Genomic DNA, 11,946 nt, shown 5'->3' on the forward strand with positions numbered 1-11,946 from the left:
TTGGAATGATGAACTATGACTAGGAACCTAGTTAAGAGTGGATTAGAGATGAAGATTGATTGAATAAACCAATCATAGTTAAGACCGTTGGAAAAGAGGGTTCGTAGGCGCACGGATTTCCCATTGTGAATATAGTATCCTGTCAAGTCGCCTTTGTCAAGAGAAATTTTGACAACATCCAGACAAACGTTATTGTAGGGGTAATTCATCAATTACCCCTACACCCATTACCTAGTCCAGTAACCCACCACCATCGACAGTGGTTGATGTAATCATCTGATGGACTGTGATTAGGGAGCTAGTTAAGAGTGGATTAGAGATGAAGATTGATTGAATGAACCAATCATAGTTAAGACCGTTGGAAAAGAGGGTCTGTAGGCGCACGGATTTTCCATTATGAATATAGTATAATGTCAAGTCGCCTTTGTCAAGAGAAAATTTAACAACATCCAGACAAACGTTATTGTAGGGGTAATTCATGAATTACCCCTACACCTATTACCTAGTCCAGTAACGCACCACCATCGACAGTGGTTGATGTAATCATCTGATGGACTGTGATTAGGGAGCTAGTTAAGAGTGGATTAGAGATGAAGATTGATTGAATAAACCAATCATAGTTAAGACCGTTGGAAAAGAGGGTCTGTAGGCGCACGGATTTTCCATTATGAATATAGTATAATGTCAAGTCGCCTTTGTCAAGAGAAAATTTGACAACATCCAGATTTAGTAAAACGTAGTTAGACGGCCAAAATTTCCGCTTTAACTTCAAGCTAACAATCCGTCGTAACGCACCACCATCGACTGTGGTTGATGTAATCATCTGATGGACTGTGATTAGGAACCTAGTTAAGAGTGGATTAGAGATGAAGATTGATTGAATGAAAGAATCCTAGTCAATCACATAATCACATCAATCATAGTTAAGACCGTTGGAAAAGAGGGTTCGTAGGCGCAGGGATTTTCCATTATGTATATATTATCATGTCAAGTCGCCTTTGTCAAGAGAAAATTTGACAAAATCCAGATTTAGTAAAATGTAGTTAGACGGCAAAAATTTCTGCTTTGACTTGAAGCTAACAATCCGTCGTAACGCACCACCATCGACTGTGGTTGAATTAATCACTACTCACTGATTACTGATTACTGATCACTGATCACTGATAATAACCCTTGACCACCAAAACGGACAACATCGGTACAAAATAACCCCGTTTCCTCCTGCACAGTTTCTATAGCTTTAACTGCCGCCTCCGGACTAAGATGAAAAGTATTTAAACTAATCCCCTTTACCTTCACCTCCCCGAAACTTCCCCCGGCGCTGGCAGTCATTTCGTAGAGTTTAATCACTTCTGTTAGGGGAGGGATGAGAATATCGGGTAAATCATTGATATGAATTTGTCCAGCGCGATGGACGAGAATTAACCCCGTTGGTTGACTGCCACGCATTAAGGGCAAGGTAGCAGTGGATCCAGGGTGTAATAGGGAGCCTTGACCCTCAATAAACAGAATATCGTTATTTTCTGCTGATTCTAACACCAAAGCCTCGATCGCACCAGCAGCATAATCGACGCGCACTGCATCCAAGGGTACACCCTTCCCAGCGATCATAATTCCCCCCTGTCCAGTGGCTAAAAATTGCGATTTTAGCCCTTTTTCTTGGGCAACTCGGTGTAATTCGATGCTAGTGGACATTTTGCCCACACTCATATCCGTGCCTACGGTTAAAATACGCTGACAGGTTAAATTTTTCGCCCGCGCTTGCCCAATTTTTAAGTCTTGGGGTTCCAGACGGATATCCCAAATCCATTGATCTGGTTTAAGCTGAGGAAAAAGGGGTTTTAGGGGTGTATGGAGACCATTAACGAGGGATAACCCTGCATTTACCCCCTCTTTGATTTCTTCTAGCCAATGGGGGGGTAAAATGCCTCCTGAGGGTGCGATGCCAATTAACAGGGTATCGGGATGAGAGGTTAAAGCCTCCTTAACACTAGCAACAATCGGCAAGGGGCGATCGATTCCGGCCACTTCTTTTAAGGCGCTGCCGGCGCTTTCTGCGTCAATAATCGCCACTACCTGCGCTTTCCCGTAACGCAGATAACTTAATCCGGTTTTGCCGCGAGTTCCTTTGATTCCTTCATGGAGAAGAATCGCTACTTTCTTGTCAGGAGTCAAATAATTAGTCATCTTTTATCCGTAAACTAACACCCAAACCGGGTGAATTATTTGGTTGTAAACGTCCCTTTTCTAAGCTTAATCCCGTGAAGGGATCATCGCGTAAATTTAAATGACTATCTAGGTCGAGATAGTTGACAAGCGGGCCAAGATGTGCTATGGCAGTATTGGCTAAACTGCTATCAGAGTAACATCCGAACATAATTTGCAGTCGGCAAGCTTGGGCAATATGAATCATTCTTTGCACTTCGGCTAATCCACCGGCTTTCATTAGTTTAATATTAATGCCGTGGACTCGATCGGCCAGTTTCGGGATATCTTGACTAGAAAAACAGCTTTCATCGACGAAGATAGGTAGGGGCGATTTTTGGTATAAATCAATTAAATCTCGTTCTTGTCCCGCGGATAAGGGTTGTTCCACATAAATAACGCCTTTTTCCTCTAACCATTGGCACATTTTCACCGCATCGCTAAATTGCCAACCACCATTAGCATCGACAGTTAGGGGCAAATGGGGGACAATTTCTTTAATAGCTAGAATTATGGCTCGATCGGCTTCTATACCGTCCGGTGAGCCTAATTTGACTTTTAATAAGCTAAAATCGCCGATTTCTAGCCAATCTAACAGCCTTTTCTGCACATTTTCTGGAGAATTTAAACCGATAGTAACAGAAACTGGCGGAATCAAAGAGCGATCGAGTCCAAAAATTTGCCAGAGAGGTAAATTAGCTTTTTTGCCTAACCAGTCGTGCAGTGCCGTATCAATAGCGGCACGAGTAGCCGAAGATATCTGATTTTGCCATAAAATTTTCTCAATTTCTTGGCGTTGACAGGGGTGAAAAGATTGTAAAATAGGAGCGATCGAGTTTAATTCTTGCAGGATTTTATCGGGTTTTTTCTCCTCGCTGGTAATATCAAAAGGGGATGCCTCTCCCCACCCTTCGATATTTTCCTCGCTAATTTTCAGCCAGATATTAGTATTTTCGCTGGTAGTGCCGCGACTAATCCTTAAAGGTACTCGTTTATGAATAGTAAAAGTTTGCCAGTTTAGCAGCATAATTCACCTCGGGATGATCGGGGAATAGGAACAGAAAAATTATCTACACTTACCCAAATCCTTACTTCTGTCCACTCTCCCCGCAATCATACAACTTCCGGCGGTGTTTTTCGTCAAAGACAAAATATGATAGGCTAACCGAAGGTGTAAGCAAGACGGCTGCGGGTTAGGAAATTGGGATGAAAGAGGAGTGAGTTAACCAAAATCAATGATTAAGAAAAAGATTTCTTACTGGGTAAATGGAGGTATTGCCCTCATTGATCGCTATCTGATCAGCCAACTACTACCACCATTTTTATTTAGTGTTGGTTTATTTGCCTCTTTGGGAGTAGCGATCGGCAATCTTTCCGATTTAGCTAATCAGGTAGTTGATGCCAATCTACCCCTCGCTTCGGCCCTAGAAATTCTCCTGTTAAAAGTGCCAGAATTTGTCACTTATTCCCTGCCAGTTTCTCTTTTGCTGGCCACTTTAATCACCTACGGTCGTTTAAGTAGTGATAGTGAAACCGTTGCCCTGCAAAGCTGTGGAGTCACTCTTTATCGTCTTTTTATACCCACTTTCTGCCTGAGTTTAATAGTTACAGTTATGACATTTTTATTAAATGAATATGTGGTTCCCAATGCTAATTATCGAGCCACAGAAATTTTAGTTCAGAAAATTAATAAAGAAGCAAGTTTTTGGAAAAATAAAGATTTTTATTATCCCGATTATGAAATAAAAACCCTAGAAAATGGTACGATTAATCGCAATTTAATAAGTTTATTTTATGCTGAACAATTCGACGGTGAAAAGATGAAAACCGTCACCGTTATCCGTTGGCTAAAACAAGAATTAAATCAAATTATTATCGCCGATTCGGCCCGTTGGAATGCCGTCGATAACGTCTGGGACTTTTTTAACGGCATTATCTATGAATTAACCCCCCCTAACGCCTCCTATAGCCAAGTTATCCCCTTTAAAGCCGAAAAAATCGCTTTATCTCGCTCCGCTTTCGATTTTGCTCGTCAAAGCCGCGATCCCTACGAGATGAACATACCACAGGCGATCGAATATGTGCAACTGCTCAAACTCAGTGGCGATGATAAGAGAGTCAGGTTTTTTCAAGTGCGAATCCAGCAAAAAATCGCCTTTCCCTTTGTCTGTATCGTCTTTGCTACCATAGGTTGTGCCTTGGGTTCTCTACCGCAAAGAATCGGTCGGGGAACCAGTTTCGGTCTCAGTGTCGCCATTGTTTTCCTCTATTATCTTTTAAACTTCTTAGTCGGCAGCTTGGGACTAACCGCCACCCTCTCCCCCTTCTTAGCTGCCTGGCTGCCTAACTTTTTCGGTTTTGGGTTAGGTCTGTGGTTATTATGGCGACTTAACGGTTAGACTTTTTTGAAAATTTTCGTCAAGATAGGAGACGTAGAGTTATAGCAGGCCCCTTAGTCTATGTTTCCCTTCTTCTTTAACACTTGTGGCAGCACTTCCCGCCAAGAATGTCAAGAGCGTAAATTAACATTCCTCAAATGGATGCGCGATGACCTCGAAACCCGTCTAGCGGGATTAAATGCCGCTATCGAAACTATCGAGCGTCAAATCAGTCGGGAAGGTCAATAAACCCTGAAAATAGGCGAGTTTTCCCCTCGCCTTCTCCCCACAATTAGCTAAGAGAGATAACTTGACAGTTGTATTCGCCAAGAGGGATAATAGAAGTTTGTGTGAACTTTAGCTAGACTAAAATACCTTGGCTAACGTTATTGTGATCGGCGCTCAGTGGGGCGACGAAGGAAAAGGAAAAATCACGGATCTGCTGAGTCGATCGGCGGATGTGGTGGTGCGTTCTCAAGGTGGCGTAAATGCGGGTCATACCGTCGTCGTCGATGATCAAACGTTCAAACTCCATCTAATTCCCTCTGGGATTCTCTACCCAGATACGGAATGTATAATCGGCTCAGGAACAGTCATAGATCCCTCGGTGTTACTCAAAGAGATGGCGCAATTACACGCCCTCAATGTCACCACCGACAATCTCTATATCTCGCAAACGGCTCATGTCACTATGCCCTATCATCGGCTGCTCGATCAAGCATCCGAGGAAAAACGGGGTAAATATAAAATCGGCACCACGGGAAGGGGTATCGGCCCCACCTATGCCGACAAATCCGAGCGCATCGGCATTCGAGTCATCGACTTGATGAATACCGAGAATCTGCGGCAAAAACTAGAATGGACGATCAATTATAAAAACGTCATTTTAGAAAAGTTATATAACTTACCGCCTTTAGATGCGAAGACGGTGATCGAGGAATATCTAGAATATGCCGAGATACTGCGTCCCCATGTGGTCGATAGTTCCTTAAAAATCTACGAAGCAATCCGCAAGCGTAAGAATATTCTTTTTGAAGGGGCCCAAGGCACCCTACTCGACCTCGATCACGGAACCTATCCCTACGTTACCTCCTCCAATCCGATCGCCGGCGGCGCTTGTGTGGGCTCTGGCATCGGTCCGACGGTAATCGATCGAGTGATCGGTGTGGCCAAAGCTTACACCACTAGGGTAGGTGAAGGTCCATTTCCCACGGAATTAGAGGGGGAGATCGAGCAGTTATTGTGCGATCGCGGGGCGGAATTCGGGACCACCACCGGCCGTCGTCGTCGTTGCGGTTGGTTTGATGCGGTTATCGGTCGTTACGCGGTGCGAATCAATGGTTTAGACTGTCTAGCGATCACCAAGTTAGATGTTCTCGATACCCTAGAGGAAATCAAAGTCTGTGTCGCCTACCAATTGGACGGCCAAACCTGTCGCCATTTACCCAGCAGTGCCGGGGAATTCGCCCGTTGTCAACCGATTTACCGAACGATGCCGGGGTGGCAACAACCCACCAGTGATTGTCGGAGTCTGGAAGACCTGCCCAAACAGGCCCTCGATTATCTAAAATTCCTAGGGGCGATCATGGAAGTACCGATCGCTATTATCTCCCTGGGAGCTAGTCGCGACCAAACTATCATCGTTGAAGACCCCATTCACGGGCCAAAACGCGCTCTTTTGGACGAAAATGGCTCACCTTGGGATAATCACGAATTTTAAATCATTGCTAAAGAGGATTAGTCAACTATGCAAGTTAGCGTTGAATGTCAAAAAAGACCCGAAAATATTAACCCCAGGGCCCTACGTCGTCAGGGTTTGATCCCGGCGGTTCTCTACGGCCACAGCGGCACGGAATCGGTTTCCCTCGTGGTGGGAGAAAAAGCGGCCTTAACCCTGCTCAAAAAGGCCTCGGTAAATAATACCTTGGTGGATGTGAATGTTCCCGAAATGCCCTGGACGGGAAAAGCTTTGATCCAAGAGGTACAATCTCATCCTTGGAAAAGAAATCTCTATCACCTCAGTTTCTTCTCGGTGTCTGCCCACGGTAAGCTCGATATCGTTGTTCCGATTAAAGCCATGGGAGAAGCGATCGGAACCAAACAGGGTGGTTTAATCGAACAGTTCGTCAACGAAGTTAATGTCTCCTGTATTGCCGATAATATCCCGGAAGTGATCGAATTTGATGTTTCGGGCATCGGTGTGGGGCAATCCCTGCTCGTGGGTGATTTGAAAATGCCAGAAGGGGTGACTTTAAAAGATGATCCCCATACCACCGTTTTTGCCATTGTTGCCGCTAAACGGTAAATTCAGTGTCAGGGGTTTTGGGGTGATCAGACAGCTTCCCCCTCCCCAACCCCCACTCTGCCATAACTGCTACTGCATACTTTGTGCTTTTTGTCAAAAAAACTTTTTCTTGGCAATAAAACTACACAAAAAAAAGATCATCGTTGTGGGTGAAATTGACTAATTTACCTGTCTTAATTAGGATCACCCTGTAGGTGTGGCGAGGGTTTCAAGCATTGCTGTCCAAAAAAGCACAGGGTAAGCCACTATGAAATTCTATCAAATCGCTGTTACCACTGCAATATCGTTGTTAAATAAAAATCTTTCTCAATTAATTCTTAAGAATTTGTAAATATTGCTAAATGTTAATTTAAATATTCTCAAGTTTTTGGAGTCAATAAATAATTTTTGCTTATCTTTGGCGCATATTGGGTTAGAAGTCGGGAGTTAGGAGACTCCGAGACAGGAGACTCCGAGACAGGAGACAGGATTCAGGAGTCAGGAGACAGGAGGCAGGAGACTCCGAGACAGGAGGCAGGAGACTCCGAGACAGGAGATTATTTTTTTTATTCTCCCCACTACCCCACTACCCCACTACCCCACTACCCCACTACCCCACTACCCCACTTCCCCACTTCCCCACACTCCACACCCCACACCCAACACCCCACACCCCACTTCCCCACTGCCCTCTCCGGTACTCCGGTGCGCCCCTCTCCCTGCTCCCATCTACTGAGGGGTTAGATCACAAAAACGCTTAAATAGCTCCTCGCGGGCGGATTCGATTAATAAACGGCTAGATTCGCTGGGGGATAAGGATAACAATCCTTCAATCACGGGATTAAAAGAATCATCTAACTGTCCAAAGCGCACTTGTAGTAAATTTTCGATCATCCCCCTGCGCGCCTCTTGACGACCTTCTTGACGACCTTCTTGACGACCTTCTTGACGACCTTCTTGACGACCTTCTTGACGACCTGCTTGAAGACCTTCTTCAAGAGCTTCTTCTCTAGCTTGTCGTCTCACTCCTTCTTTCCATTCCAGATAAGTTTGCGATAACGTCATAAACACCTCTCGATCCTCTTCTTCTAAAATATTTTGTATTTCCACGCTCACCCGCCAACTAAGTAATAGTTCTATGACATTTTGACGGTAGTTGTTCCCTATTGGTAATTCTAGCAACTCTCGCACGGCTTGATTCTGAGTTTTGCCCTTACCCAATAACCTTAACCAGAGGGTGTGAAAATTAACAGGAAGTTGATTGATCACAATAATAGCCGTGCGCTGTAAAGGAGGCAAGAAATAGACCCCTTCGGGCCAATTCCGGTCTAAGGCCGCCCCAAAACCGTTTAATATAGTCTCACTAACCAGAGGAGCAAGAATCCATAAACGGGGCAAATTTTCCTCATTGTAGGGGCTATTTTCTCGTTTGGCTTGTCGCTGTAGTTCAGCAAAAACGGCGGTTAATTTCGAGAGACAATTACGCACATCGGCACGAGTGGGAGAATTACGATAGGGTTCTAGGAGAGCGCTATTTAGGGCAATTTGACCTAATAATCCTAGATTATCGACAGTTATCTGCCGATCTGGATGAGGCGAAAAAAATAGATCAATTTGTCGGGTTTCGTCGGTAATTTCTTTGCTAATTTCTACCCGGCCTAGGGGCGATAATAATTCTTCCAGATAGTTTTTAGCAAATTGGTCATGAGGTTTCATCGATCGAGGCGAAGAAAAAAATGGTAAGATTAGTTAAAGAAAATGATACAAATATACATTGATTAGACAAAAAAAGCTATAAGTAAAAGAAAAGTTTATCTTCCTCAGCACCATGACGAGAAAAGAACGGCCCCACTCGTGGTTCTCAAGAAAACCCTTGACCTGGCAACAATCGCGGACTATGTGGCGCGATTTATGGTTAGAAGCGTCCCTCGATTTTCCCTATCTAGCTTTGATTGTCAGTTCTTGTGCGATCGCTACCTTTGGCTTAGTTGCCAATAGTGCAGCCGTGATTATTGGGGCGATGATTATTGCCCCTTTGATGTTGCCGATTCGTAGTCTGGCTTTTGGTGGTTTAATTGGCAGTTGGCGATTAATTCGTAAGTCGGCCTTGGCGATTTTAGTCGGTACGATCATCGCTTTAGCGATAGCTTGGTTGCTAGGATTATTGATCGGAATTTCCGAATTTGGTAGTGAAATTCAGGCCCGTTCTCAACCGAATCTTTTAGATTTAGGAGTAGCAATTACGGCGGGGGCAATCAGTGGTTATGCCAAAATAGAACCGAAAATTTCAGGTACTTTAGCGGGAACAGCGATCGCCGTGGCTTTAATGCCGCCAGTTTGTACGATTGGTTTAGGATTATCCCAAGGGAATTGGGTCCTAAGTTTGGGGGCAACTCTGTTATATATTACCAATTTATTAGGCATTGCTCTCTCCTGTTTGTTGGTCTTTTTGCTGGCAGGTTATTCTAATTTTCATCGGGCGCGTAACGCTCTAATTTTGACTTCTATCCTGACAGCAGTTTTGCTAATTCCGTTAGGAATAAGTTTTGCAACTCTGGCCAATCAAGCTCGCTTAGAAAGGTTGCTCAAAAAAGCTTTATTACAACGAACGATTACCTTTCAACGGGCAGAATTATTGGAATCTTCGATTAATTGGCTCAAGCAACCTCCCCGGGTGAGATTAGTAGTAAGAACTGCGGAAAGTATTACCCCCAGACAGGTGGAATTGTTGGAAGAATTCATTACTAAGGAAATGGGGCGACCTTTTCAATTAAATGTCTTGGTTTCTAAGGTTAATGAAGTCACTGCCCCAGAATAAAGTCGAGAAAATTAGCTCAAGTAATGACAAACAAGGATTAATTCGTTATCTTAATGTTTGATATTTAATCTATAGGTAGGGTTCAGGTGAGTGGCGGCAATCGACCAGAAAGCACGGCTTATGTGCGGATAATTAAGCAATCTTGGCAAACGGGGAAATTAGAGGGAGAAGTGCGGACGGAACAATATCAATGGCGTTTTCAATGGCATTTTCTTCAAGGCAAGTTATTAGTACAACCTTCCCTAGGTAGGGCTTTGATTTTTGAACCCTTGAATCGGTTTTTAGAACGCTACGATTATCAATTAGAACCGGGAGGAGATTATGAATTTACAGTGCGCTCAAAATTTTAAATATGGGGGATTGAATTACAGCTTTTCTCCTAAGGATGAAGTTTAACTTAATTTGGCCTCATCTCCCGATGACAGATTCCCTAAAAGGAAAACTTTGTACCTCATCATTAAGATAACAGCCTATTGATCAAGAGAAATTGACGGTTTATGGACAACCCGGCCGAGATACTAGATTTTTACAGGAAGTTTTTTGATTTAAATCCTGCCGGTTAGGCTAAAATTCGGCCATAGCAAAGCGTTATATTAACGATAAGAATTTTTAGGAACAAGGGAAATGACGCAAGGACAGAAGGTTTCAGTGGGTATTGTCGGCGCTTCGGGATATGGTGGCGTACAGTTGGTACGTTTGCTCAAAGAACATCCCCTTGTCGAATTAGTCTATCTGGGGGGCGATAGTAGTGCGGGGAAACCCTACAGTGATTTATATCCCCATCTCGGTCATAGTATTAATCTTAATGTGGAGGCGATCGATTTAGAGACAATTGCCTCCCGTTGTCAAGTGGTTTTCTTGGGTTTACCCAATGGTTTAGCCTGTGATTTAGCCCCTCCTTTGCTCGCTAAAGGGTGTAAAGTCTTGGATCTGTCGGCAGATTATCGTTTTACTAGCCTAGAAACCTATAGTAAATGGTATGGCAAGGAACGTCAGGATCAAGCGATCGCATCTACGGCTGTGTACGGTTTACCGGAACTTTATCGGGAAGATATTAAAAATGCCTCTTTGATCGGTTGCCCCGGATGTTATCCTACTGCTAGTTTAATGGCGATTTCTCCCCTGTTAAAACAGGGTTTAATTCTCCCGGAAACCACGATTATTGATGCCAAATCGGGAACTTCGGGGGGAGGAAGACAAGCTAAGATTAATATGTTATTGGCAGAAGCAGATAATTCGATCGGGGCCTATAATGTAGCGGGAAAACACCGTCATACTCCCGAAATCGAGCAGATTTGCAGTGATTTAGCCGGTCATGAGGTGCGCGTTCAGTTCACTCCCCATTTAATGCCCATGGTCCGAGGTATCCTGTCCACAGTCTATGCAACTTTGCGGGATCCCAATCTGGTGCGGGATGATTTGATCACTATCTACAATGCTTTTTATCGCGCTTCTCCCTTTGTCAAAATCCTGCCGGGGGGAGTCTATCCACAAACTAAATGGGCCTGTGGTACTAATTTATGTTATCTCGGTATTGAAGTGGATCCGAGAACCGATCGAGTAATAGTGATGTCAGCGATCGATAATTTAGTTAAGGGACAATCGGGACAAGCGGTACAATGTCTCAATCTCATGATGGGTTGGGAAGAATCCCTTGCTTTGCCGCAAATGTGTTTTTATCCTTAAAAATTTCTGGATGCGTTTAACCGAGTACATCTCATTTTTGTAAATCTACTGAGTTGGGATTTTTAAAGGGAAACTATCTGCTAAAATTGGTCATTACTTCCGATTTTATCACTCAATCCTAGGGTTGATTCATAGTAGGGTTGATTCATGAATCAACCCTACCCAAACCCCGGATCGCATTAGTTTTTCGGTGGGATGCTTACACGCAGCTGCTGATACATTTGTAATTATTTTAAGAGTCACTGATAATTGCTGATTGTCGGTATTTCTGCAAATGTGAGATGCACCCCGTTTAACCACGCATCCTTTGCTCAATTTCAGGAAAAACTGGCAAAATTTTGTCACTATGATTGGGATGCGATGTTTACCGATTGGCAGCAAAGACAAGGAGAAAATGGCAGAAAAGTAGTCAGCTTATCGACAAAAGTGAATAGACCTCTTGCATAATTTTTTTATGGTATAATGGAGGGTTTTGCTTTTTTCTCAATTCTTAGATTGAAGTGGAAAAAAGAATAAAATGTGATCTTAGGTCAGGAAATCATCTATAATTTTGCTATGTTTATTAGCAAAATTAT

14 protein-coding genes and 1 pseudogene are annotated in these 11,946 nt (G+C 43.6%); 9 read left to right on the forward strand and 6 right to left on the reverse strand.

All coding sequences use genetic code 11. From position 1 onward, the window contains the following. The 5 genes from H6G48_RS25825 to H6G48_RS06260 all read right to left on the reverse strand — a co-directional run. Nucleotides 1-209, reverse strand: a 209-nt coding sequence (locus H6G48_RS25825) for a hypothetical protein (RefSeq protein WP_206755674.1), incomplete at its 3' end; no start/stop codon positions are given. Between the two features lie 22 nt (nt 210-231). Then, on the reverse strand, nt 232-480 hold the full coding sequence (locus H6G48_RS06245) for a hypothetical protein (RefSeq protein ID WP_190720174.1): 249 nt from the start codon (nt 478-480) through the stop codon (nt 232-234). Between the two features lie 22 nt (nt 481-502). After that, the gene (locus H6G48_RS06250; protein WP_242034554.1) at nt 503-823 is read right to left on the reverse strand and encodes a hypothetical protein; all 321 of its coding nucleotides are present in this window, start codon (nt 821-823) and stop codon (nt 503-505) included. Between the two features lie 320 nt (nt 824-1,143). Continuing rightward, nucleotides 1,144-2,187, reverse strand: coding sequence for an N-acetyltransferase DgcN family protein (locus tag H6G48_RS06255; RefSeq protein WP_190720177.1), 1,044 nt, complete (start codon nt 2,185-2,187; stop codon nt 1,144-1,146). Next, nucleotides 2,180-3,232 carry a dipeptide epimerase gene (locus H6G48_RS06260; protein WP_190720180.1) on the reverse strand — a complete coding sequence of 351 codons (1,053 nt, stop codon included), beginning with the start codon at nt 3,230-3,232 and terminating at the stop codon, nt 2,180-2,182. The genes H6G48_RS06255 and H6G48_RS06260 overlap by 8 nt, the downstream gene beginning before the upstream one ends. 208 nt (nt 3,233-3,440) lie before the next feature. Here H6G48_RS06260 and H6G48_RS06265 point away from each other — a divergent pair, with 208 nt between their 5' ends. The 4 genes from H6G48_RS06265 (at nt 3,441) to H6G48_RS06280 (ending at nt 6,888) form a co-directional block, all read left to right on the forward strand. After that, nucleotides 3,441-4,604: an LptF/LptG family permease gene (locus H6G48_RS06265; RefSeq protein ID WP_147069372.1), complete on the forward strand. Its 1,164-nt coding sequence runs from the start codon at nt 3,441-3,443 to the stop codon at nt 4,602-4,604. A 60-nt stretch (nt 4,605-4,664) separates the two neighbouring features. Beyond that, on the forward strand, nt 4,665-4,832 hold the full coding sequence (locus H6G48_RS06270) for a hypothetical protein (RefSeq protein ID WP_002759244.1): 168 nt from the start codon (nt 4,665-4,667) through the stop codon (nt 4,830-4,832). A 127-nt stretch (nt 4,833-4,959) separates the two neighbouring features. Then, entirely contained in the window at nt 4,960-6,303 is a 1,344-nt protein-coding gene (locus tag H6G48_RS06275; RefSeq protein ID WP_147069371.1) for an adenylosuccinate synthase, read from the forward strand. 27 nt (nt 6,304-6,330) lie between these two features. After that, nucleotides 6,331-6,888, forward strand: coding sequence for a 50S ribosomal protein L25/general stress protein Ctc (locus tag H6G48_RS06280; protein ID WP_190720183.1), 558 nt, complete (start codon nt 6,331-6,333; stop codon nt 6,886-6,888). Between the two features lie 708 nt (nt 6,889-7,596). Here H6G48_RS06280 and H6G48_RS06285 read toward each other — a convergent pair. After that, nucleotides 7,597-8,583 carry a FliH/SctL family protein gene (locus H6G48_RS06285; RefSeq protein ID WP_190720186.1) on the reverse strand — a complete coding sequence of 329 codons (987 nt, stop codon included), beginning with the start codon at nt 8,581-8,583 and terminating at the stop codon, nt 7,597-7,599. 112 nt (nt 8,584-8,695) lie between these two features. Between H6G48_RS06285 and H6G48_RS06290 the strand changes: the two genes are divergently transcribed. The 5 genes and pseudogenes from H6G48_RS06290 to H6G48_RS06305 all read left to right on the forward strand — a co-directional run bounded on the left by H6G48_RS06290 (nt 8,696) and on the right by H6G48_RS06305 (nt 11,818). Further along, complete coding sequence (locus tag H6G48_RS06290; RefSeq protein ID WP_002798368.1) at nt 8,696-9,685, forward strand: DUF389 domain-containing protein; 990 nt, start codon at nt 8,696-8,698, stop codon at nt 9,683-9,685. Between the two features lie 86 nt (nt 9,686-9,771). Continuing rightward, nucleotides 9,772-10,035 (forward strand): DUF3146 family protein, encoded by a 264-nt coding sequence (locus tag H6G48_RS06295; RefSeq protein WP_002733391.1) that lies wholly within the window; start codon nt 9,772-9,774, stop codon nt 10,033-10,035. 274 nt (nt 10,036-10,309) lie between these two features. Further along, complete coding sequence (argC, locus tag H6G48_RS06300; RefSeq protein WP_190720189.1) at nt 10,310-11,371, forward strand: N-acetyl-gamma-glutamyl-phosphate reductase; 1,062 nt, start codon at nt 10,310-10,312, stop codon at nt 11,369-11,371. A gap of 53 nt (nt 11,372-11,424) precedes the next feature. Further along, nucleotides 11,425-11,627 (forward strand): annotated as a pseudogene (locus tag H6G48_RS26125) (hypothetical protein). Continuing rightward, nucleotides 11,621-11,818 (forward strand): hypothetical protein, encoded by a 198-nt coding sequence (locus H6G48_RS06305; protein WP_190720194.1) that lies wholly within the window; start codon nt 11,621-11,623, stop codon nt 11,816-11,818. Before H6G48_RS26125 ends, H6G48_RS06305 begins: the two are co-directional and overlap by 7 nt. The last annotated feature ends 128 nt before the right edge of the window (nt 11,819-11,946 follow it).

It is taken from the genome of Microcystis flos-aquae FACHB-1344 (assembly GCF_014698375.1).
Lineage (GTDB): Bacteria > Cyanobacteriota > Cyanobacteriia > Cyanobacteriales > Microcystaceae > Microcystis > Microcystis aeruginosa.